This is a genomic window from Nostoc sp., from assembly GCF_036917975.1.
GTDB lineage: Bacteria > Cyanobacteriota > Cyanobacteriia > Cyanobacteriales > Nostocaceae > Nostoc.
Genome location: NZ_JBALEJ010000062.1, coordinates 24,598 through 49,098 on the forward strand (window position 1 = coordinate 24,598; position 24,501 = coordinate 49,098).

14 protein-coding genes are annotated in these 24,501 nt (G+C 39.4%); all 14 read left to right on the forward strand.

All coding sequences use genetic code 11. From position 1 onward, the window contains the following. Window positions 1–86: 86 nt before the first annotated feature. The 14 genes from V7K76_RS24585 to V7K76_RS24650 all read left to right on the forward strand — a co-directional run bounded on the left by V7K76_RS24585 (window position 87) and on the right by V7K76_RS24650 (window position 24,355). Window positions 87–2,303 carry a Rieske 2Fe-2S domain-containing protein gene (locus tag V7K76_RS24585; protein ID WP_334777480.1) on the forward strand — a complete coding sequence of 739 codons (2,217 nt, stop codon included), beginning with the start codon at window positions 87–89 and terminating at the stop codon, window positions 2,301–2,303. A 19-nt stretch (window positions 2,304–2,322) separates the two neighbouring features. Continuing rightward, window positions 2,323–2,919 (forward strand): LysR family transcriptional regulator, encoded by a 597-nt coding sequence (locus tag V7K76_RS24590; RefSeq protein WP_334777479.1) that lies wholly within the window; start codon window positions 2,323–2,325, stop codon window positions 2,917–2,919. A gap of 9 nt (window positions 2,920–2,928) precedes the next feature. Further along, window positions 2,929–3,615 (forward strand): cupin domain-containing protein, encoded by a 687-nt coding sequence (locus tag V7K76_RS24595; protein WP_334777478.1) that lies wholly within the window; start codon window positions 2,929–2,931, stop codon window positions 3,613–3,615. A 13-nt stretch (window positions 3,616–3,628) separates the two neighbouring features. After that, the gene (locus tag V7K76_RS24600) at window positions 3,629–4,423 is read left to right on the forward strand and encodes an SDR family oxidoreductase (RefSeq protein ID WP_334777477.1); all 795 of its coding nucleotides are present in this window, start codon (window positions 3,629–3,631) and stop codon (window positions 4,421–4,423) included. A gap of 173 nt (window positions 4,424–4,596) precedes the next feature. Further along, window positions 4,597–9,513: an amino acid adenylation domain-containing protein gene (locus V7K76_RS24605; RefSeq protein ID WP_334777476.1), complete on the forward strand. Its 4,917-nt coding sequence runs from the start codon at window positions 4,597–4,599 to the stop codon at window positions 9,511–9,513. A gap of 185 nt (window positions 9,514–9,698) precedes the next feature. After that, on the forward strand, window positions 9,699–10,715 hold the full coding sequence (locus V7K76_RS24610; protein WP_334777475.1) for a fatty acid desaturase family protein: 1,017 nt from the start codon (window positions 9,699–9,701) through the stop codon (window positions 10,713–10,715). Between the two features lie 29 nt (window positions 10,716–10,744). Continuing rightward, a complete protein-coding gene (locus V7K76_RS24615) occupies window positions 10,745–11,914 on the forward strand; it encodes an aldo/keto reductase (RefSeq protein ID WP_334777491.1) in 1,170 nt (389 codons plus the stop codon). Window positions 11,915–11,933: 19 nt separating this feature from the next. Continuing rightward, window positions 11,934–13,727, forward strand: coding sequence for an ABC transporter substrate-binding protein (locus V7K76_RS24620; protein WP_334777474.1), 1,794 nt, complete (start codon window positions 11,934–11,936; stop codon window positions 13,725–13,727). Window positions 13,728–13,743: 16 nt separating this feature from the next. After that, on the forward strand, window positions 13,744–14,679 hold the full coding sequence (locus V7K76_RS24625; RefSeq protein ID WP_334777473.1) for an isopenicillin N synthase family dioxygenase: 936 nt from the start codon (window positions 13,744–13,746) through the stop codon (window positions 14,677–14,679). A gap of 67 nt (window positions 14,680–14,746) precedes the next feature. Then, complete coding sequence (locus V7K76_RS24630) at window positions 14,747–16,501, forward strand: glycosyltransferase family 39 protein (RefSeq protein ID WP_334777472.1); 1,755 nt, start codon at window positions 14,747–14,749, stop codon at window positions 16,499–16,501. A gap of 15 nt (window positions 16,502–16,516) precedes the next feature. Then, window positions 16,517–17,011, forward strand: a complete 495-nt coding sequence (locus V7K76_RS24635; RefSeq protein ID WP_334777471.1) for a GtrA family protein — start codon at window positions 16,517–16,519, stop codon at window positions 17,009–17,011. Between the two features lie 9 nt (window positions 17,012–17,020). Then, a complete protein-coding gene (locus V7K76_RS24640; RefSeq protein ID WP_334777470.1) occupies window positions 17,021–18,130 on the forward strand; it encodes a hypothetical protein in 1,110 nt (369 codons plus the stop codon). Then, on the forward strand, window positions 18,127–19,647 hold the full coding sequence (locus V7K76_RS24645) for an MBOAT family O-acyltransferase (protein ID WP_335030114.1): 1,521 nt from the start codon (window positions 18,127–18,129) through the stop codon (window positions 19,645–19,647). Before V7K76_RS24640 ends, V7K76_RS24645 begins: the two co-directional genes overlap by 4 nt. 64 nt (window positions 19,648–19,711) lie before the next feature. After that, window positions 19,712–24,355: an amino acid adenylation domain-containing protein gene (locus V7K76_RS24650; protein WP_334777468.1), complete on the forward strand. Its 4,644-nt coding sequence runs from the start codon at window positions 19,712–19,714 to the stop codon at window positions 24,353–24,355. Window positions 24,356–24,501: the final 146 nt, after the last annotated feature.

The window sequence follows — 24,501 nt, forward strand, 5'->3', positions numbered from 1 at the left end:
TTAAGTTTTGCTAATAGCCAATTTTATTATTTACTGGCTATTAGCAACCTATTTGTTAATGTCATTAAAAGTAGGAAAAAAGTGAAATGTCTTTAGTAAAACAGAAAGCAATATGTCAGCTTTTTGTGGAAATTGGCCGACAACAATATAGCCTTGTTGCTACAGCGATCGCTACTGCTCATAAGTCTCAATTAGCATGGAATAATTTTGTTGCAGCCTTGTTAAATGGAAGGGGTGATCCTGCCATTGAGCAAGCGCATGAGCATTTGGCAGATGTAGTAAATAAATATAATCAAGTTAATCATACAAAAGTTAATCTTAAAACTGTTAGAGATTATTTTGTTGCTAAAATAATTCGTTCAATTACTGTTGAACCATCAGAACTATCAAAAAATTGGTATTTTATTTGTCAATTAGCAGAAATTCCTCACCCAGGAGATTTTGTCACTGTTCAGATTTTTCAGGAACCACTGGTGGCCGTGCGCCAAGTAAACGGCACAATTCGCGTTTTTCTCAACGTCTGCACTCACCGTCAAGCACCCGTTTTTGAAGGTCATGGTTGTCTTGGGACAGATAAATCGGTTCTTTGTCCTTATCATGGATGGGGATTTGGTATAGATGGGCGCTGTAAGAATGCTCCAGGGGCAAATAGAGGAGAATTTGGTGTTGATTTTGACCTCAAAAATTATAGTTTGCAAGAGGTGGAGGTAAAAATTGATGAGAATCAGGCAGTTTTTGCCAAGCTTGTGGGGAACAGTTCGAGTAATAATAGTCATATTCTTCAAGCACCACAAACTGACACCGAGCAAAATATTGGTTTAGCGATGCCTACGGAGGGCTTTGCCATCGCTAAACTGCTAGATTCTGTAAGTCCAGGTTATGCAGAAGGGGAAACTGCATCACTCCCCGAAGAAATCCGCCTTTGGCTCAGGATTGGTTATCTAGAGGAACAGCTAAAACATCTGATTGTAGACATCGAGCAACAACAAAAGATACAAGGCACAGAGGTACTTTTGTCAAGCAATTTGTTGCTTGAGTCATTGATTGGGGAACTCAAACAAGCCATTTTGACTATAGATCATAATTCATCAACACCAGAACTTAATCAAGTACTTCAGCAAGTTTACAGTGGCGAGGTTCAAAAACACCTGACTTTGAAAGAGTTTACCCAGGTTGATGCTGATAGTGTGAAATGCTTAGAGTCGGGTGCATCTAATGAAAGAAGGGAAGCATTACCTATTTGGATTTATGGCGATGCAGAACTATTTGCTCTAGAAGTAGAACACCTGATAAAACCGACCTGGCAGTTTGTTTGCCATCTGAATGAAGTTCCAAAAGCGGGTAACTTCACTTGGCTAGACATTATTGGTGAACGAGCTTATGTGATTCGGGGTACGGATGGCGGAATATTTGCGGGAAAACTCAAGGATGTCAGAGAGCGAGGCAATTATCCTCACTTTGGTTTGCCCAATTACGGTTTAGAACCCATTGATATTGAAGTTTTTTACGGATTTATTTTCATCCGCTTTACTTGGGAAGGTTCGAGACTAGCTGATACCTGGTATCAACCCCACTTATTAGACCCCTACAAACTTCAAGATATGCAACCCATTGGTGGGCCGGGTCGGTATGACATTAATGTGGAGGTTGATTATAAATTGCTGTGGGAAAACTTTCTTGAAGATTACCACTTCCCAATGATGCATAAAGGACTCACCCGGCGATTTGGGGTTTCAAGCGATTGTGAGGGAATCAATGGCATGATTATCCCCCATCGTGATCCACCTTCACAGAGCTTAACCCCAATTGAGTGGACATACTATCACAGCATGAAAACTGTAGCGCGGCATTCCTGGGAGCGTGAGAAGCAGCTACAAGATATTGCAACTAGCACCCAATCTTTGCCTGAGCCTCTATGTTACTCGGCTTTCTGTTCCATGTCGTCTCAAGAGCAGACACCAATGCCTATGTCTTTGAGCGTGTTTCCCGAACACGTCCAAGTTTTTTCGTTAGTTCCCGCAGGCCCTCGTGAATGTCGTTTTCACGTTCGTAGTTACGGTCATCCACTTGATCCAGATGCACCTAACACTAAAGCCATTGCAGACGCACGCCTAGCTAACATCCAACTTTTACTTGAATCTTTACATGAGGACATTCGCGTTAACTATATTACACAAGATAGTGTTTCATCGCGGGTATTTGAAAAGCTAGGAATATTCAGCATTGCTGAATTTGACGTGGCTAAGTTTCAGGAGGCTATTTATACCAAGCTGCCAATAACTCGTCACCAAAAAAGATCATGATCATCACTTAGGAAAAACTATGCTGGAATTTCAGATTGAATTTCAACCTCGTATCCCTCCTTCCAAAAATTTAGTCATAGGTACTTTGGGACCTGCTGCGACTAGTAGTGACTACGCTGCCAAACACATAACTAACCATCTAAATTCAGAACAAGTAACTGTATCAACTCAGTTATTTGATACTTTTACAGAAGTCAGAGAAGCTTTGCTGCAAGACAAGGTAGATATGGCTTTAGTTCCTCATGCTTACGACCGAGTTAATGAGTTTTACATGGAGCCTAATTTTGAGTTAGGCTTCGTTTTTATATTTCCTACTCCAGTCTATGGATTAGCTAAGAAAAAAAATAAAGAGGTAGCTTTCAAAGGTTCTAGAATTGTTACTCATCCGGCTCCGCTACCTTTGTTAACGAAACTCTTACCAGATGCTCAAGATCAAACACAAATACAAGTAGATTTGTCTCCTTCTACCAGCGATTCAGCGATGCAGGTAATGCAGGGTTTAGCCGATTTTGCGATTACTAATGAGAATGCTGTGAAAGCTTACGATTTAGAGTTTGTTTCCACCTATGGAAACATTCGGATGAGTTGGTCAATTTTTCAGAAAAAATTAAATTAACAGTAAGTCATGTCTAAATATTTTCCCCAACCAAAAACCATCAAAATTAATCACGACGTAGAGTTAATTGTATTTCAGTGTGAAGACACAGTTGTGCAGTTAGTCTCTATTCCCCCAGGAGCTACTTTTGAATTACATAAACATCCCGAAAGTCAAATTGGAATGCAAATTGCGGGACGTTTGGAATTTAACCTCAACGGGACTAAAGAAATTCTGGAACCCCTTAGACAAGTTTATGTAGCTGGTTCTAATGTTCTTCATGGTTCTATCAATCATTTCTCAGAAACAGCATTAGCATTTGATGTAAAACGCATCACAAATTCTGAAGAAGCTGAGGAGAAGATTTTAAAAGTTACACCCAATCAAGACGAAGTTACAGGTTTCGATCGCCAGTCTGTTGTTGGTTCCTGGTTTGAGATTTTAATTACCAAGATTCCTCCCAAAAGAATAATACCAATTCGCTCATCTACTAGTGAAATAATGGGAATAATCCTGAATGGTAAATTAGCGATCGCCATAGAAAAACATGAACGACAGTTAGAACATGGTAGTGTTTATTATGCTCCTGCTAATGTTCCCTATGGAGGACATAATCTTTCTGATGAAACAGTATCTTTGATTGAAATTTTGATTAAACCTAGTTCTGATTTCTCAGTCAAAAATATTTTTTCACAAACAGCGATCGCTACTTCTTAAAGGCATATTTATCATGGATTTAGGATTAAAACAGAAAGTAGCTTTAGTGACAGGAGCAAGTGCTGGTATTGGTTATAGCGTTGCCCAAAAGCTGGCAGCAGAAGGTTGTCAGTTAATAATTTGTGGGAGAAATTCTGAGCGATTAGAACAAGCTTATCAAGGTTTGGTTGGTTATCAAGCAAAAGTTATCCCCATTTGTGCTGATGTCCAAAATGCAAGTGATTCCCAAAATTTAGTCCAAGAAGCTCTCAGCCAATTTGGAAAAATTGATATCTTGGTTAATAATTCTGAAGGTGCTAGATTTTCTAATGAACCAGTAGAAAATCTGTCTGATGAAGATTGGTCAACTGTCTTTGAAGGCAAGTTACTGGGTTATATTCGCATGACTAATTTGGTGCTACCTACAATGAAAAATCAGCAATGGGGGCGCGTTATCAATATTGTAGGAACATCAGGAAAAGAACCTTCTAGCCGTCTTGTAAAATCGGGAGTGGGGAATGCTGCATTAATAAATTTTACTAAAACTGTTGCTACGCAAGTTGCTAAGTGGAATGTTTTAGTTACTGCTGTTAATCCTGGTCTGATTGATACTCCAAGGCATAGAGAATATTTAGAAGTGTTTGCCCAACAGGAAGGCCGGACAGTGGATTCAATCATCGCAGCAACGAATAATAATATTCCTCTTGGTCGTCGCGGTTATTCTAATGAGGTTGCTAATTTGGTTGCCTTTCTAGCGTCAGAATGTGCTAGTTATATTACGGGTGTTACTATTCCCGTCGATGGCGGATTGTCAACGTCTGCTTTTTAAGGGATTTGTTAGGTTTTAGATTGATGGGTTTTATTTGATTTGTGACAATTACTTTTTTTTAACTAACCGCAAAGGCGCAAAGGGCGTAAAGAAAAGAGACAGAGAAGATTTTAGGATGGCTTGATAGAGATAAATTAAGTAATTAATATCATCTTTTTTAAAGAAATAAAACAATGGTAGTTGCACAAAACCAAAGTAAAAGTAAAGATATTGAATCTATCTATCTCCTGTCGCCTACGCAGGAGGGGATGTTATTTCATACTCTCTATGAGCCGGAATCGACAATATATTTTGAGCAGTTTAAATTAACTCTTCATGGCAATTTAGATCCAAGTATATTTGAACGGGCTTGGCAACGTTTGGTAGAGCGATATTCGGCTTTGCGGACTCTTTTTGTTTGGAAAAATCGCAAACAATCAGTGCAGGTAGTGCGTAAACAAGTGAATTTGCCTTGGTCTAATTTAGATTGGCGAATATTTTCTCAACAAGAGCAAGAAATCCGGCTCAATTCTTTCTTAGATACAGATAGAAAACAAGGTTTTGAACTTGACAAAGCTCCCCTCATGCGCTTTGCTTTAATTCGGGTAGCTGATGAAACATACCAGTTTATTTGGAGCTTTCATCACCTACTACTTGATGGCTGGAGTTGGCCGATTATCTTCAAAGAATTGTTTGCTTTATATGAGTCAATTCAAAATGGTCAACAGTTATATTTAGCTCCTATTCGTCCTTATCGAGATTATATTAATTGGTTACAACAACAAGATTTAGCTGGAGCGAAGGCGTTTTGGCAACAAAATCTTGAGGGTTTTTCTGCACCTACGCCTTTGGTAAGTGAGCGATCGCTAGGACAGAGTTTTCACCAACAACAAGATATTGAGGTGCGATCGCAAAATCTATCAGCTGAAACAACAACTATTTTAAAATCCTTTGCTCAACAACATCATCTGACCCTTGCCACATTAGTACAAGCCGCTTGGGGGCTATTACTCAGTCGCTACAGTGGCGAATTTGATGTGGTTTTTGGCACTACTGTATCTGGTCGTCCCCATACTTTATCTGGTGTAGAGTCAATGGTGGGGTTATTTATTAATACTCTGCCGGCACGGGTGAAAATCCCTGAGAAAACCGATTTGTTAAATTGGCTGGGGTTGTTGCAACAAGAATATATAGAGCGGGAGCAGTATTCATACACCCCACTGGTAGATATTCAAGGTGTGAGTGAAATTCCTCGAACTCAACAGTTGTTTGAAAGCATTGTTGTATTTGAAAACTATCCGGTAAATGCAACGTTGCAGCAACTTCCTGGAAACTTGAGCATCGGGAAGCTACAAGACAGGGGACAAACCAATTATCCTCTGACACTGCTGGCAATTCCTGGCGAGGAAATGACGGTGAAAATTTACTACGATCGCCAACGCTTTGATGCAGACATTATCGATCGCATGGCTGGTCATTTCCTCACCCTGTTGGAAGGAATTACCATCAATCCTCACCGCACCGCAGGCGAGTTACCGCTACTCACTCCATCTGAACAAGATTTGCTGTTAGTTAAGTGGAATGATAACTCACCAGCACATCTCATCAATCGTTGCATCCATCAGTTATTTGAGGAACAAGTTAAAAAAACACCCCAAGCTTTGGCGGTGGTATATGAAAACCAACAGTTGACTTATGAAGAGTTAAACCAGCAAGCCAATAAAATCGCCCATTACTTACAACGCTTCGGTGTGAAACCAGATGTACCGGTGGGTATTTGTGTGGAACGATCGCTAGCAGCTGCGATCGCTATTTTAGGAACTCTCAAAGCTGGGGGAGTTTGCGTTCCCCTCGATCCTACCTATCCACAAGAGCGTTTAGCCTTCATGCTCAACGATTCTCAAGCACCAGTCGTCTTAACTCAAACGCATTTGCAGTCATTATTTAATGGCAACTTGGCTCATCGTCTAATTGTGTTAGATCAACATGGGGACGAAATCGCCAAAGAATCTGAGAGTAATCTGCAAGTTGAAGTAGCAGGTGATAATTTAGCCTATATCATATATACCTCTGGGTCTACTGGCACTCCTAAAGGCACTCTTGTTACTCAGCGATCGCTCACCAATTTAGTAGAACACCATCAGGCAAAAATGGCTACAGGTATTGGTGTGCTTCAGTTTGCCTCCCTCAGTTTTGATGTCAGCTATCACGAAATATCCGTGGCGTGGGGCTTTGGAGGTACCCTGTATATGATTTCTGAATGCGATCGCAAAGATTTAGATAAATTAATCCACTTACTCGGAAACAACCCCATTGGCAAAGTTTTTCTACCAGTTAGCCTTTGGCAGCAATTAGCAGAAATATACGGAGAGCAATCACATCTATTTCAGAATATTCGGGAAGCGATCGCTTGTGGCGAACAACTCCAAATTACTCAGCCGATGATTAAGCTGTTTAAGCGTCTGGAAAATTGTACACTCTACAATTTCTATGGCCCCACGGAAGCAGACTTAGTTACAGCTTATACTTTTAGCCAAAAACCAGATGAATGGCCGATTTATCCCCCCATTGGTAAGGCTGCCGTCAATGTGCAAGTTTATATTTTAGATAGCAATCTCCAACTCTTACCCATTGGCATTCCTGGGGAACTCTACGTCAGTGGTGATGGTTTAGCTCGTGGCTACCTCAACCGTCCAGATTTGACCAATCAAAAATTTCTCCCCAATCCCTTCAGTCGAAGCGGGGGAGCAGAGGAGCAGAGGAGCAGAGGAGCAGAAATTCTCCCCAATCCCCAGTCCCCAATCCCCAATCCCCGCCTCTATAAAACTGGGGATTTAGCTCGATACTTACCGGATGGGAATATTGAGTTTTTGGGACGCATAGATGATTTGGTAAAAATCCGGGGCTTCCGTGTTGAATTGGGAGAAGTTGAAGCCGTTTTGAGCAAACATCCCCAAATTAACCAAGCAGTAGCAAAAGTGCATGGCGAAAGTGCCAGGGAAAAATATTTAGTCGCTTACTTTGTGCCAATTCCGGGAGAGTCAGTAACAGTCGAACAACTGCGGACTTTTTTAATTGAGCAATTGCCAGATTATATGATTCCGTCAGCATTTGTAGAAATGGCATCTTTCCCACTTACACCCAATGGTAAGGTAAACCGTCGCGCCCTACCAGAACCCACAACCAGCCGACCGGAATTAGGTCAAACTTTTGTTGCACCGCGTAATCCCACCGAAGAAATTTTAGCTGGAATTTGGAGAGATGTTTTAGGGTTAGAACAAGTTGGCATTGACGATAACTTCTTTGATTTGGGGGGACATTCTTTACTAGCAACTCAGGTTATTGCTTTAACGCGCAAAGCCTTTGGCATAGAATTACCCCTTTTAAGTTTATTTGAATCTCCAGCGATCGCACCTTTAGCCCAAAAAATCGTCATAGCTAAAGCACCAGACGGGCAGGAGTTATCTTTAAAACGACTTCCCCCCCAAAACGAACCAATACCAATTTCTTTAACTCAGCTAGAGTTGTGGTTTTTTGACCAATTCTATCCAGGGAATTCCATCTATAATCTGCCTTTGGTCTATCGCATCACAGGCGCGCTGAACGAGAAAGCATTATCAGATAGTTTAAGAGAAATTGTCCGGCGACATGAGACATTGCGATCGACCTTTCAGGTGAAAAATGGGCAAGTCGTTTATGCTGTTGTGAATGAGCCTATCTTTGACTTTTCCGTAATCGATCTCCGGCACATCAGCGAAACTGAGCGCGAAACTCAAGCCACACAAGAGGCTGAGAAGGAAATTAAGCAGCCTTTCGATTTGGCACGAGGCCCTTTATTACGCAGCAAGCTTTGGCGCTTGGATGAACAAGAATATCTATTCGTTGCCGTCACCCACCATATTGTTGCTGATGGTTGGTCTTTTAGTATCCTCACCCAAGAACTAGCAGAACTTTATGCAGCCTTCTCTCAGGATAAGCGATCGCCTCTTTCTGAGTTACCCATCAAATATACCGACTTTGCCCAATGGCAGAGACAGTGGTTACAAGGGCAAGTATTAGAGTCTCAGCTTGAGTTTTGGCAAAAGCATTTAGGCAGTAATCCATCTGTACTGAAGCTACCAACTGATCATCCCCGTCCGTCGGTGCGAACTTTCAAAGGTGCAAGTCAACCAGTAGTTCTTTCAAAGAAATTAACCGATGCCCTCAAGGCGCTGAGTCAACAGGAAGGCGTAACCCCGTTTATGACCTTGTTAGCAGCATTCCAAACATTACTTTTCTCTTATACAAGACAGGAAAACATCATTGTCAGCAGCGTCCTTGCCAATCGCACCAGAGTAGAAACTGAGAAACTGATTGGTTTCTTTGTCAATTTACTGCCATTTTGTACCAACTTAGGAGGAAATCCCAGCTTTCGGGAACTACTTGGCCGAGTGCGCGAGGTAGCTTTGGGTGTTTATGCTCATCAAGAAATGCCCTTAATCAAGCTAATAGAAGAACTCCAGCCAGTGAGAGACTCTAGTTACACATTAATAAATCAAGTAATGTTTGTCTTTCAAAATACGCCAGGGGATAATTTAGAATTTGCCAATCTAGTTTTGAAGGAGCAGTTTATTGGCAGAGATACCAAGGATACCGCAGAGTTTGATTTAGATTTAACACTCGAAGAAACATCAACAGGTATTGAAGGTTTGCTTGTATATAGAACCGATTTATTTGCAGAGTCCACTATTACTAAGATGGTCGATAATTTTCAGACTTTGCTGGAAAAAATAACGACCAATTACAATCAACGTCTCGCTGAACTTGTTTTAATATCTGAAGCTCCAAAATTGCCAATTCAAAATATTATATTCCCGATATCGAAGGACTTTCTTACACCTCAAAATCCTATCGAAGAAGTTGTGTTAACTATCTGGAAAGAAATTTTAGGGCTAGAACAAATTAGCACTCAAGACAACTTTTTTGAATTGGCAGGACATTCTTCTCAAGCTCTTGAAGTTATATACAAACTACAGTTAGCTTTCCAAGTAGATATTCCTTTAATCTACCTGTTTGAGAAACCTACTATAGTTCAACTCGCAGAAGCAATCCAATATCAATTAAACAGTTAAGGAATTTTCATGTAGGGTGTGTTGTCGCCAAGCGCCGCACCATCAACAATCCAAGGTGCGTTAGCCTACGGCATAACATACCCTACGGCTAATACTTAATTAATCTACTTCGATTTATACTCGCCTACTTATCTAATATTTCATCTGCTCTGTCCAACAAAATATCAATTTAGAAGTGAAAAAAAATGGAACTTACAGAAAACAATCAAATAATTGAGAATACCAGACCTAGTATTAGAGAACTTACTCAAATATCTAATGAAGAAATACGTCTATTGCATGAGATTCCTAGATTTAGACCGATTATTCAAACATTTGTCGTCATTAGTACATATTTCATCCTCGCAGCTATTGGTTTCTGGTTGAATAACTGGGCAGCATGGTTATTAATCTGGTTGGTTCAAGGATTTTTATTTGTCTGTTTTTTTGCGGCAATACATTACTGCTCTCATAGTAGTTTGTACAAATCAAAACAGGTTAATCGATTCGTTGGAACCTTCTTATCATTAGTATTATTGATGAATTTTTCGTTTCACAAATATATTCATATCGGGCATCATCGAGAAGCACAAATTAAAGGTAAAATCGTAGGAGATACTTCAGCCTGGCAAACATTTCCTAATATTAAGACCTATTTTCTTGCCTTGACATATTTTTATCCCCTGGCGGTCTGGAAGAACTGGTGGCTAGTGACAAAAGATTTATATTTAGACTCTTTGAAAAGCCATACAGAAGAGGAATCATCTTTACCAACTAGCTTTTATTTGAGCTATTTTAAAACACCAGAACAACGTCAATTTGTCTTACAAAATAATTGGCTACTATTGGGTTGGGTTATATTAATGGCAGGATTAACCGTAATTTTTCCTGGGATTTTATTCTTTGGCTACTGGATACCATTAATAACGTTTGCTTCTCCATTCGGGTTTATTTTCAGCATTACAGATCACTATGGCTGTGAGTCTGACTTAAATCACAACCTATGGAATGATACAAGAACAATGATTTCTAACCCAATCGTTAGGTTTTATTACTGGAATAATAATTACCATGTAGAGCATCATCTTTATCCAAGTATGCCACCTTCTAAATACTCCAAGATACATGAGTTAGTTCAACCTCACCTGCAATATCTGGAAAAATCATACTTGATGTTTCATCTCAAAGTAATGCGGGGTTTGATTTCGGCAAAAAGTCATTAATAAATCGCTCTTATCAAAACACATTTATGATGCAATATCGTAGATTTGGGCGTACAGAATTAGCAATGCCAGTATTTTCTTGCGGCGGAATGCGTTACATCTATACTGAATCTGAGGAACTTCCTCAAGATAAAATTCCCGATGAAAATCAACGGAATCTAGAAGCCACTATTCGCCGTTCTTTAGAAGTTGGCATCAATCACATCGAAACTGCCAGAATGTATGGAACTTCTGAGATGCAATTAGGAGCGATTTTACCTAAGTTGCCTAGAGAAAAAATTATTGTGCAGACTAAGGTTGCGCCTATATCTGACTCTGAAGAATTTCGCCGTTTGTTTGAGAAATCTTTGGTTTTCTTAAAGCTAGATTACGTTGATTTATTAACACTGCATGGCATTAATTATGACCAACAATTTGAAGATAGCATTCGTCCTAATGGTTGTCTTGATGTAGCACGACAATTGCAAGCTGAAGGTAAGGTAAAGTTCATTGGCTTTTCTACCCACGCACCAACAGACTTAATTATTAAAACTATTGAAACCAATCAATTTGATTATGTAAATCTCCATTGGTACTACATTAATCAATTTAATTGGCCTGCTATTGAAGTAGCCACACGTCACGATATGGGGGTGTTTATTATTAGCCCATCAGATAAAGGTGGTATGCTCTATAAGCCTCCACAAAAGTTATTGGATTTGTGCCATCCTCTCAGCGCGATGGTGTTTAACGATTTGTTTTGTTTGAGTCATCCGCAAGTGCATACTCTTAGCTTAGGGGCATCTAAACCATCAGATTTTGACGAACACTTGCAGGTTATAGAACTTTTAGACAAAGCGGATGAGATTTTATTACCAATTTTAAACCGTTTAGAAAAAGAAGCGATCGCCTCACTGGGAAAAGACTGGTATTCTACTTGGCACACTGGTTTACCCAAATATCCCCAAACTCCTGGTGAGATTAATATTCCAGTTATTTTATGGTTACGAAATTTAGCGATCGCTTTTGATATGTGGGAATATGCTACAAGGCGTTACAATCACTTAAATACTGCCGATCCTTGGTTTCCTGGTCTGACAGCAGAACGAGTGAGAGAATTTGATCTGGGCGATTGTCTGCGTCATAGTCCCCATGCTGACAAAATACCAACTTTATTAGAAGATGCCCATAGGTTGTTATTTCAACCTAGTGAAGGATAAATTGTGGAGTGTTTTTGCGATGTCGTATTATCAGTTATTAAAAAATACTAAAAAATATACTTTAATGCGTCATCGTTGGCTAGTAATTTTACTGGCTTTTGTAACTGCGATCGCCATAATTATCTATCATCAAATTACCTTAAAAATCCAAGCAACACCAATATCTGAAATTATTGTCTCTTTCCCAACTGAACCCACAACTTTCAATCCAGCTTTAATTCTAGAATCGGCTTATATTTTAAACTATACTTATGAAGGGCTAGTTAAAGAAAATGCCCGTGGAGAAATTGAACCTAATCTAGCCAAATCTTGGCAAACTTCCCAAGACAATAAAAAAGTAATTTACATCCTCAGAAAAGGGCTAAAATGGTCAGATGGAAAACCACTAACGGCTGAAGATGTCGTTTTTACCTACAATGAAATTTACCGTAATCCAGACATTCCTACTTACGCTAAAGACTTCTTCATAATTGGTAAAAATCGTACCTTCCCTACTGTGCGAAAACTTGATAATTTGCGAGTAGAATTTACATTACCTGAACCATTTGCTCCATTTATTCGGGCTACAAAACTAGAAATTTTACCAGCCCATATTTTTCGGGAAAGCGTCAAAACAAAAGACCAGAAAGGCAGTCCTAAATTTATGTCTACTTGGGGAACTGATACTCCCCCAGAAAATATTATTGTCAACGGCCCTTATACAATAGAATCTTATACTCCGAGCCAGCGAATAGTTTTCCGCAAAAATCCTTACTACTGGCGCAAAGATACTCAAGGCAATTCACAACCATATATCGAGCGTGTAATTGGGCAAATTATTCCTAATCAAGATACTTCTTTAATCCAATTTCGTTCTGGAGGATTGGATTACATCAGCGTCAATACTGATTATTTTTCATTATTAAAACATGAGGAAAGTAAAGGAAAATTTACTATCTATAATGGCGGTCTTTTTGTCGGATCAACTGCTATTACTTTTAATCTCAATAAAGGCAGTAGGAATGGTCAAGCACTCGTCGATCCCATAAAATCTCGTTGGTTCAATACAGTAGAATTTAGACAAGCAGTTGCCTATGGAATTGACCGCCAACAAATACTCAACAATATCTATAAGGGATTGGGTAAACTGCAAAATTCACCGATTGCTGTACAAAGCAAGTATTATTTCCCCGTCCAAACTGTCTATGACTACAATCTTCAAAAAGCGAAAGAATTACTTCTAAAAGCAGGATTTAAATATAACAATCAAGGTCATTTATTAGACAAGCAAGGCAATATTGTCCGCTTTAGCTTAATGACAAATGCTAATAATAATGCATTGCAGGCGATGGGAGTACACATAAAACAAAACTTGAGTAACCTTGGCATAACTGTTGATTTTAATCCCGTAGCTGCTAGCATTTTCATCAACAAATTGACTCAAACTTTCGATTGGGAGTGTCAATTGCTTGAGGTTGCTGTCGGGCAGGAACCAAATGATTGGGCCAATGTTTGGTTGACTGAAGAGGGTTGGCACTTTTTTAATCAACAATCCCAAGCAGGACAAACGCCGATAATAGGGCGACAGATAGCAGATTGGGAACGGGAAATTAGTAATTTATACATTCAAGCTGCGTCTGAGGTAGATGAAGCAAAGCGTAAAGCTATCTATGTAGAAACTCAACAAATTACTCAGGAGTATCTGCCATTTATTTATCTAGTTAACCCTTTATCAATGGTGGCAGTACGAAATCATATCCAAGGTATTGAACACTCTGCCCTACTAGGAACATTTTGGAACTCTTACGACTTGAAACTGACTGAGATTAACTAAAGAGGATATCGTTTGTATGCAAATTCCTATCATTGATTTCAATCCTTTTCTTACAGGTGACTCAACCGCAAAAGAAGCTGTCGCTGCACAAATTTCTCTTGCTATTCACGAAGTCGGATGTTTCTACCTCAAAAATTATGGTATTTCTCAAAGTCTAATCGCTCAAGTTTTTTCACAAACAGAGTCTTTTTTTGCACTCCCTGAGCATGAAAAAGAACAAGTATCTTTCTTTCCAGACCGGAATCTTCGCGGATATCATAATTTTAAAAAAAGTGAAGATCAACACAACGCTAATGAGCTAATGACTGAAGGATTTCATTTTGGAAAAGAAATTACTCCCGATGAAATTGGTGCGATTGAAGATCCTTTTTTTGAACCGAATAAATGGCCTAAAAATCCGACTCAATTTCGTGAAGTGATGCTGGAATTTTTCACGGGTTGTCACGAAAGCGCCTTGAAAGTATTCCAAGCTTTAGCTATTTCTCTAAGAATTCCAGAAGATTACTTTACAAATTTATATTCTGAACAGAATCACGGCATAGTTTTGCATCACTATCCATCTATATATCAGCCTCCCGAACTAGGAAAAGTTTATCTGGCAGAACATACCGATATAGGTACTCTGACATTTTTATTTCAAGATTCCGAAGGGTTAGAAGTATATACAAATGCTGGAGAATGGGTTGTAGCGCCCTTCGTTCCTGATGCAATTATCGTATTGGTGGCAGATTTAATGCAGCGATGGACGAACGATAAGTTTAGCGCTACACGACATCGAGTTATAGTTCCAACTCAATCTCATAGTGCTAAACAAAGATACTCGTGCGCTTTTTTTACTGGCCCTAATTACGATGCTCCAATTAACTCTATTAAGACTTGTTTGGATATAGATGAAGTGCCTAAGTATCCACCTATTCTTGCACAGGAATATTTCAAGCAGCCAAAAGGATAGCTACTAATTCGTAATTCGTAATTCGTAATTCGTAATTAATACATTACTTTAAAAAGGGTTGATACAATTGCTAGCAAGGTCAAATCCTCCAAATTGGTTAAAATTTCTGGTAATTAGCCTGATTGGATTAGGTATTTTCTTTCGCTTTACCCATTTAGGGCAAAAAGTGTATTGGTACGATGAAACTGCTACATCGCTGGCGATATCTGGTCATTCATTAGCAGAGGTTAAACAAGAATTTTTTAGCGATTTGGACAATAATGAAGGTGTAATTACTGTTATTACTTTAGACAAATATCAACGCATTAACCCAGATCGAAATGTTGCTGATACAGTGCGTTATTTAATAACTTCAGACCCGCAACATCCACCTTTGTATTATGTGATGGTGAGATTATGGGCGCAAGTTTTTGGGGATTTGCCGGCGGGAGTCAGGAGTTTATCGGCAGTGATTAGTCTGTTGGTATTTCCTAGTGTGTATTGGCTGTGTTTAGAGTTATTTGAATCATCACTCGTGGGGTGGGTAGCAATGGCTGTGATGGGGGTTTCTCCCTTGCAGGTTTTCTTTGCCCAAGATGCACGAGAATACGGTTTATGGATGGTGACGATTCTAGTATCAAGTGCAGCTTTATTACGAGCCATGCGCCGAGAAAGTTACTTGAGTTGGGCTGTGTATGCTCTCGCCCTAGCTTTAGGATTGTACACCCATTTATTGACAGTAATGGTTGCGATCGCTCATGGCATTTATATACTTATTAGCCAATGGTTTCGCTTTAGGGAACTTCAAGAAATAAATTATCCAATATTGTGGGGTGGGCATCCTGCCCGCCCAGTCCATAGGGCGGGCGAGACGCCCACCCCACAAGAGTTAATTGGATATTTTTTTATTTGGAAGTTCCTTAACAAAACTCTGCGTAATTATCTGCTGAGTTCTATTGCCGCTTGCTTGATGTTTTCACCCTGGCTTATTGTACTCATTACCCAGGTTCACACAGCCACAAATCTCTTGTCGTGGATAACATTTAAAACAGATAGTCCTTTCGACCTGATTGGGATTTGGCTTAGTCGAATTAGCCGTATATTTTTTGACTTTAATTTGGCTTCTGATGATGCTTGGGTCAATAACTTAGCTTCTGAAAGTCCTTTATTCTATAGTATTCCTACGATAATATTTAGCTTATTTTTAATTATTTATATTATTATTTTTTTGACCAAATATTTATCAACTAACACTAATTTATTTATTGCTTTATTAGGGGGATTTCCAGGGTTAACATTGCTTTTCTATGATCTAGCTTTTGGGGGAATTCGCTCTATTCATTTTCGTTATCAAATACCGTTATACCTCAGTATTCAAATTGCTGTAGTCTATATTTTAGCTTTCCATCTTTTCTTGGCGAAGAGTTGGCAGAAAACCTTTTGGCAATTCATTCTGGTGGGATTACTCGTCTTTGGGCTAGTTTCTGATGTTAGATTTTTTCAGGCTGAAACTTGGTGGCCACAAATAGGTGGCAAGAATTTACTGGCAATGAGTAAACGTATTAACCAATCTAATAATAATGTTTTATTAGTAAGTAATAAAAATGATTATAACTTGGGAGTCATCCTCACATTAAGTCATAGTTTAGAACCAAAAATTTCCTTACTTCCCATACAAAACAACCAATTACCAATAATGCCTCAAGATTATAAATCTATCTTCTTTGTTGACGACCTGGAAAATAGTTTAGCTCATCAACTCCAGCAAGATAAAACTAACTCACTTAAATTAGTCTACCCACTTGAAGGATTTTGGCAACTCGACAAAAATCAGAAAACATAAAAAAGTAGAAGTTGAATGAAGCAATATCTTGACTATTTTAATATTAATTATCTGAGAGGTAAAGTCCCCTTTTATCTCCATTCCGCACTTTTTAGCAGGTTTATCCGCTTTGCTGTAGTCGGTTTTAGTGGAGTATTTGTAGACTTGGGAGCATTCTATTGCTTTCATAGCTCGTTATGTTTGGCGTTAACTCCGAGTGCAATCCTTTCCACAGAAATAGCAATTATTAATAATTTTCTTTGGAATGATTTATGGACATTTGGTGATGTGTCTTTTCAGCAGAAAAACAGTCAAAAGCTGCAACGCTTTGTTAAGTTTAATCTCATTTGTTTAATTGGACTGACTTTCAATAGCCTAATTGTAAATTTGCTATTTTATCAATTTCAAGTGAATGAATACATAGCTAAATTGGTAGCAATCGCTTGTGTGACACTTTGGAATTTCTGGCTCAACCTGAAGGTGAACTGGCAATTAACAAAGACAGAAATAGATGTAGTTGTAAATATCTAAGGAAAAATCATGTTAAGACCACTAGTTATGTTTGGTTATAGTTTAATTTTTATAATTACTATATTTCTTTGTTCTGGATTCTTAAATATAGTTTTACCCTATTACAAGACTATCCAAAATCTTGGTGAAATTAGTGTTAAATGGCAATATTTAACTGAACACAAAGATGATTATGACGCTATTTTTCTGGGGCCAAGTACTACTTACTTTGGGGTAATTCCAAAATTATTTGATGAATACATGATAACAGAGGGTAAAAGTGTAAAATCTTTCAACTTTGGCATAGCAGGTGCAAACGTATCAGAAATAGATTTTTACTTACAAAAAATTCTGGCTTTAAAACCAGCAAACTTAAAGTGGATATTTCTAGATTGTTCAGTTGACTTATTTACCAATATTGGCTCTACTTCTGCTCAAGAAATATACTGGCATACTCCTCGTAAAACTATAGAAAATTTCCAATTAATTTTAGAATCATCAATCGATAGTTGGCAAGTAAAAGCTCCATATATTTACGCCAATTTCCAAAGCTTTATCTACCGATGGCTAGGAATTGGTCAGCTTTCCACTTTCTGGCAGGAAAGAATATTAAATTTAGATTTATCAAATGCAGATCCATTAGCAAAAGTATCTGAAGATAGACTCCTACAAGAATCTGGATATTACGCCATAGATTGGCAAAAAAAAGCTGAGAAGTGGAAGACTATATTCCGAACAAATGGTTTGGATACTTATCAAAAAAATCTCAAAAATGAACAAATAAAATTAGCCACTTTAAATTCAGAAAGTGCATTTAATAATCCATCCATAATATATGGATCGAAAATGGTGAAAAATATTGCTTCCCGAATTGAACAACAGCAAATTAACAATAAGAAAATTGAAGCTGTCTTTTTTATTCCGCCACTCCTAGAGACTGATTCCAACCCATCTGCTCTTTACAAAGCATATCAATCAGGATATATAGATACCCTATTTGCTTTTAATAATCCCAATAAGTTTAGTAATTTATATGAGGTGGATCGCCGAATTGATAGCGCCCATCTCAATTACCAAGGCGCTCAAGAATTCACACTTTTATTAGCATCAAAATTTGCTCAATACTTAAATAATTTATGATATTTACGGAATTTCGGTTTCTATTTTTCTTTCTGGTTGTTTTCTGCGTCTATTGGGCTTTACAGAAACACAATCATCGTAAATTCTGGCTGTTAATCTGTAGTTATATCTTCTATAGTGCTTGGGATTGGCGCTTCCTTTTTTTGCTCTTGCTATCGACAGTCATTGATTACTTTGTCGGTTTAATGCTATCTAGACCGCAGGTTAGTGATTTGCAAATACAAGATATTCTCAGCACTGAGGTAGTACAAAAAAAAGAAACTACAAGTTTTTGGAATTGGGATGGCTTGCTAAATAAGCCACAAAATCAGCAACAACGTCAAGCATGGTTGATACTTAGTTTAGTAGCAAATCTCGGAATATTAGGATTTTTTAAATACTATAATTTCTTCACCGATTCTGCTGCCAGTTTATTAGCTTTTTTGGGTTTACCCCTAAGTCTTAAAATCCTTAATATTATTTTGCCAGCAGGCATTAGTTTTTACACCTTTCAAACTCTGAGTTATTCCCTGGATATCTATCTAGGTAAACTCAAACCTGTGAGAAATTTTTGGGATTTTTCTCTATTTGTAACTTTTTTCCCGCAACTGGTTGCAGGGCCTATTGTCCGGGCTTCTACTTTTTTACCGCAACTGCTAACCCCGAAAAATTTAGGCGAGGTTGATTTTAGGGGATGTTTAATACTTTTTTTTGTGGGGTATTTCAAGAAAGCGTGCGTTTCGGATAATCTTTCACCTTTAGTAGAACAGTATTTCAGTAATCCAGAAAATTATACTTTCTTGAGTTGTTGGGTTGCTGTTATTGCTTTTGTTATCCAAGTATACTGCGACTTTTCTGGTTATTCAGATATGGCGATCGCTACTGCTGGGTTACTTGGATACAAACTACCTCTAAACTTTAATTTTCCCTACTTTGCCAGTAATATAACTGATTTGTGGCAACGTTGGCACATTACTCTCTACAGTTGGTTACGAGATTATATCTATGTTCCTTTAATGAGAAGGCGACCAAAATCTGAACGTACAGAACTTTTTAAATACAGAAATCTTCTCATTTTGATGCTTTTATCAGGACTCTGGCACGGCGCTGCTTGGCATTTTGTAATTTGGGGTGGATTAAATGGTATCGCCTTAGTTATTCAAAAACAATGGTCAGATTGGGTTGCTTCTTATAAGGCATTGCTACCTTTAAGAAAGATGCTAGGTATGCCCATTACATTTTACTGGTTTTGCGCTTTTGCCATCTTTTTTAGAAGTAACGATCTTAGCAGTGCGATCCAAATAGAGAAATCTTTTTTGTCCTTGACTTCTCTTGGTTCTCAAAATCTCAATCTCCAAATTGCATGGATTTTTATACCTTTAATTATGCTCCACTGGGCAGCTTATAAGGGTTGGTTTGCTGATTGGTGGCGTAAAATTCCTAGTTGGAGTTTTGCTGTTTTCTTTGGGGTGTTGGTTTCAGCAATATTTCGACTGACAGCCATTAATCCTCAACCTTTTGTTTATTTTCAGTTTTAGTGTCACGCAGAGGTGCAGAGTCGGAGAGAAGGATAGGAGATGGGTAGTTTATTAATTATGAATTATGACCAAACTGGAAATAATTAAAAATAAGAATATTGAATCTATTTACCCTCTTTCTCCTATGCAACAGGGTATGCTTTTCCACACTCTGTATGAGCCGGAATCTGGGGTGTATCTTGAGCAGTTCTGTTTAACGCTCTCTGGAAATATTGATATTACAGTGCTTCAGCAAGCCTGTTTGCGAGTTATGAAGCGTCACCCAGTTCTGCGTACACTTGTAGTTTGGGAAAAGCAAGAAAAACCTCTGCAAGTAGTATGTAAGGGTGTGGAGTTGCCTTGGCATAATTATGATTGGCGTTCGTTATCTTTAGAAGAACAACAAGAGCAGTTAGAAGTTTTTTTAGAAGCAGATCGAGTCCAAGGTTTTGTTCTTGACAAAGCTCCACTTATGCGATTTAGCTTAATTCAAATCGCTGATGATATTTACGAATTTGTCTGGAGTTTTCATCACCTACTAATTGATGGCTGGAGTTGGCCAATTCTCTGCAAAGAAGTTTTTGCGTTTTATAATGCTTTACTTAAAGGCAAATATTTGTATTTAAATACTCCCCGTCCTTACCGAGATTACATAAATTGGTTACAGCAACAAGATTTTAAAGCAGCAGAAATATTTTGGCGACAACAACTTCAAGGCTTTACTAATCCTACCCGTTTGCAACTAAATCGGGGTGAGGCGCAGATTGTACCACAACCAAAAACTTACCACGAGCAGCAGTGCTGTTTATCGGCAACTATAACTGCGGCTTTACAGTCCCAGGCACAGCAGTATCATTTGACACTTTCAACTTTCGTGCAAGCAGCTTGGGCAATTTTACTCAGTCGCTATACTGATGAGTCTGAGGTGTTATTTGGCGCAACTGTTTCCGGTCGTCCTCCCACCTTATCGGGGGTGGAATCGATGGTGGGACTATTCATTAATACTTTACCAGTGAGGGTGAAAATCCCAGCAGCAAAGCCTTTATGGCAATGGCTGAGGAAATTGCAGGCTCAACAGGTAGAGCGATCGCAGTATTCTTGGTGTCCGTTAGTAGAAATTCAGGCTGTTAGTGAAATTCCCCCAGAATCACCTTTGTTTGAAAGCATTGTAGTATTTGAGAACTACCCACAAGATACGTCTTTATCAAATCTAGGTGGCAGTATCCAGATTACCAAACGGCGCGTCATTGAACAAACCAATTATCCGCTCACAGTCATCGCTGTACCAGGACAAGAATTATCCCTACGCATTCTTTATGATGGTAGCCGCTTTGATGGGGAAACAATTAACCGGATGATGGGGCATTTTGTGACTTTGTTAGAGGGGATGGTAACTAACATTGAGCAGACGGTAAGCGAGATACCCATGCTAACTGCTGCCGAGCAACGCCAACTTTTGGTATGGAATGATACCCAAGTAGATTATCCCCACAAATGTATTGCTCAGTTATTTGAAGAACAGGTGGAACGAACACCAGATGCAGTAGCGGTTTCTTTTCAATCCCAACAACTGACTTACCAGCAGTTAAATTCTCAGGCTAATCAGTTAGCGTACCACCTCCAAAAACTTGGGGTAAAACCAGAAGTGCGGGTGGGGATTTGCGTTGAGCGTTCTTTATCGATGGTAATAGGACTTTTGGCAATCCTCAAAGCTGGTGGTGCTTATGTACCATTAGATCCGCGATCGCCCCAAGAACGCTTAACTTATATGTTGAGTGATTCTCAAGCATCGGTGTTGCTGACAGATTCATCAATTACTTTATCTGGGCAACCATTAACAGTAGTCTGTTTAGATACATTGAATTTCTGCCAAAATAGCCAGGAAAATCCTGTTAGTGGAGTGATACCAGAGAACTTGGCTTATGTCATGTATACTTCTGGCTCAACCGGCAAACCCAAAGGTGTAGCTATGAGTCACCGCTCTCTAGTGAACCTTTTATATTGGCAAATGGGCGAAAGTGCTTTAAGTTGTGCCAAAACCTTGCAATTTGCTTCCATCAGCTTCGATGTCTCTTTTCAAGAAATCTTCTCCACCTGGTGTAGTGGCGGAACTTTAGTTGTAATCACCGCAGAAATACAGAAAGATGGGTTCGCATTATTACAGTTAATTGCCAGAGAAAAGATAGAAAGACTATTTTTGCCCTTCGTCGCCCTCCAGCAGTTAGCCAATGCTGCCTCTATTGCTAAATCCTATCCTGCATCTTTGCGACAGATTATGACTGCTGGAGAACAGTTACAAGTTACTCCTGTTTTAGTCAACTTTTTTAGAGAACTTCCTGGTTGTACACTGCAAAATCAGTACGGGCCAACGGAGAGCCATGTGGTAACAAGTTTTACTTTAAAAGATGCTTCGCCACTTCCGCCCATTGGTCGCGCGATCGCAAATACGCAAATCTACATCCTTAATAGCCATCTGCAACTATTACCCATTGGAGTTGCTGGAGAACTGTATATTGGCGGCGTGGCGATCGCTAGAAGTTATATTAATTCCCCAGAATTGACGGCTGAGAAATTCATTGATAAAGACGGGAGTCGTTTGTATAAAACAGGCGATCGCGCTCGATATTTACCTGATGGCAATATCGAATTTCTCGGTAGAATTGACAATCAAGTGAAGGTGCGGGGCTTTCGCATTGAACTAGGGGAAATTGAAACCGTACTCGCCGTACACCCACAGGTAAGAGAAGCAGTAGTTATCCCCAGAGAAGACGAACCAGGAAACAAGCGCCTAGTCGCCTACATTGTCCCCAAACAACACCTAGACACGAGCGAACTGCTTTGTTACCTCAAACAAAAGCTACCCGAATATATGCTACCTTCTGCTTTTGTAAAATTGCTGGATGTACCTCTAACCCCCAGTGGTAAAATAGAACGCCGCGCTTTACCAGCACCTTTGAGTCGGGAAACACGTAACGTTTCTACAGAGTTAATCCCACCCCGTACTGCAACTGAAGAGGTTCTAGCAGAAATTTGGAGCGATGTTTTAGGGCTGGAACAAGTTGGCATCTACGACAACTTCTTTGCATTGGGAGGGCATTCCTTATCAGCAATGCAAGTCATTTCTAGATTGCGAGAAACCTTCAAGGTGGAGTTACCCATCAGCTGTTTGTTTGACTACCCGACGGTAGTTGAGCTAGATCAACAGATTTTAGAATCCCACCAAAATGAGTTGATTCCATCTCTCAAACCAGTAGCCAGAAACACAAAAGAGTTGCCAATTTCTCTAACTCAGCTTGAGTTTTGGATATTAGCTCAATTAAATCCGGGCATTCCCATTTATAATATTCCCCTGGCTTATCGCTTGACGGGTTTACTCAACGTCACCGCCCTAGCACAAAGCCTTGTGGAAATTGTGCGTCGTCACGAAACTCTGCGGACTACTTTTGCGATAGCTTCCAGCGGGGCGTTCGCGGAGCGTCTCGGAGAGAAGCCCATCGCAGATAGACAAGTGGTTCAGAAAATTGCTCAACAGCCCGTATTGCCGTTTTCGGTAGTAGATTTGCGGAAACTTTCTGAGTCTAAAACTGAGCGAAAGACTCTGGCTCAAAGATTTGTGAATGAGGAAAAAAACCGGCCTTTCGATTTAGAAAAAGAGCCTTTATTACGTATTAAGTTGCTGCGGCTATCTGATGCCGAGCATTTACTAATAATAACTATCCATCATCTAGTTTGTGATGGTTGGTCTGTGGGTGTGTTTTTAGAGGAACTAACAAAATTATACGCAGCATTTTCTCATGGTCAGCCCTCACCGCTTGCCGATTTACCCATCCAATATGCTGACTTTGCCCATTGGCAACAGCAGTGGGTTGCTCGTCCTGCTTTCGTATCTGACCTTGACTACTGGAAGCAGCAACTAGGAAACAGCAAACTTTTACTACAGTTACCTACTGACCGTCCGCGCTTACGAATACGAACTTTTCAAGGTGCAAGTCAAACTTTCATCATCCCTAAGAGCCTAACAAATGCTCTTAAACATCTGAGCCAACAGCACAATGTAACTCTATTCGTGACTCTGCTAACGGCCTTTAAAATAGTACTATTTTATTACACCGGACAGTCAGATATTATTGTGGGCACTCCCTTTGCCAATCGCCAGCAATTGGAAACAAAAGAACTGATTGGATGCTTCATTAACACATTGCCAATACGTACATACTTAGGGGGCGATCCAAGTCTGAGCGAGTTGCTGTCTCAGGTGCGTGGATGTTTTTTGGCAGCCTGCGATCGCCAGCAAATTCCCTTCGTGAAGTTAGTAGAAGCACTACAGCCAAAACTAGAACCAAGCCATTCATTGCTATATCAAGTGATGTTTAACTTCTTGCCTCCATCAGATTTAAAACTGACAAATTTAACTGTTCATCCCTGGTCAGTTGAAAGTAAAACAGCAGAATTTGATTGGGATATTTATCTTCAACAAACAACATTAGGAAGTATTGAAGGGAAATGGTGCTACAAAATCGATTTGTTTGATGCTACTACTATTAGTCGTGCGGTAACTCAGTTTCTAGTGTTGCTTGAGTTGCTAATTACTAATTCAGAATGCCGCCTGAGTGACCTTTCCCTACTATTTGAGCGGCATAATTCTCAATGCCGTGTAGGAGGATATTTGAAAAGTTCTGGGCGATTGGAAATCGCGGCTACACAAGCAAAGTCCGCCTGCGCGGACTAACACAAAATCAAGCTTTTCAACCCGCGTAGGCGGGTTTTGTCTGTATAGCCGCGACTTATAGTCGCCAGGGCTAGTAATAAATTAGACTTTTCAAACAACCTCTAATGTAGGTCTTCAGAAAAAAAGGACTAAAGTCCTGACTACAA

Bases quoted from the DNA above. Each gene is read 5' to 3' on its own strand.
- V7K76_RS24650 (WP_334777468.1), top strand. From the start codon at position 19,712: ATGACCAAACTGGAAATAATTAAAAATAAGAATATTGAATCTATTTAC.
- V7K76_RS24615 (WP_334777491.1), top strand. From the start codon at position 10,745: ATGCAATATCGTAGATTTGGGCGTACAGAATTAGCAATGCCAGTATTT.
- V7K76_RS24625 (WP_334777473.1), top strand. From the start codon at position 13,744: ATGCAAATTCCTATCATTGATTTCAATCCTTTTCTTACAGGTGACTCA.
- V7K76_RS24595 (WP_334777478.1), top strand. From the start codon at position 2,929: ATGTCTAAATATTTTCCCCAACCAAAAACCATCAAAATTAATCACGAC.
- V7K76_RS24635 (WP_334777471.1), top strand. From the start codon at position 16,517: ATGAAGCAATATCTTGACTATTTTAATATTAATTATCTGAGAGGTAAA.
- V7K76_RS24605 (WP_334777476.1), top strand. From the start codon at position 4,597: ATGGTAGTTGCACAAAACCAAAGTAAAAGTAAAGATATTGAATCTATC.
- V7K76_RS24585 (WP_334777480.1), top strand. From the start codon at position 87: ATGTCTTTAGTAAAACAGAAAGCAATATGTCAGCTTTTTGTGGAAATT.
- V7K76_RS24645 (WP_335030114.1), top strand. From the start codon at position 18,127: ATGATATTTACGGAATTTCGGTTTCTATTTTTCTTTCTGGTTGTTTTC.
- V7K76_RS24640 (WP_334777470.1), top strand. From the start codon at position 17,021: ATGTTAAGACCACTAGTTATGTTTGGTTATAGTTTAATTTTTATAATT.
- V7K76_RS24620 (WP_334777474.1), top strand. From the start codon at position 11,934: ATGTCGTATTATCAGTTATTAAAAAATACTAAAAAATATACTTTAATG.
- V7K76_RS24600 (WP_334777477.1), top strand. From the start codon at position 3,629: ATGGATTTAGGATTAAAACAGAAAGTAGCTTTAGTGACAGGAGCAAGT.
- V7K76_RS24610 (WP_334777475.1), top strand. From the start codon at position 9,699: ATGGAACTTACAGAAAACAATCAAATAATTGAGAATACCAGACCTAGT.
- V7K76_RS24590 (WP_334777479.1), top strand. From the start codon at position 2,323: ATGCTGGAATTTCAGATTGAATTTCAACCTCGTATCCCTCCTTCCAAA.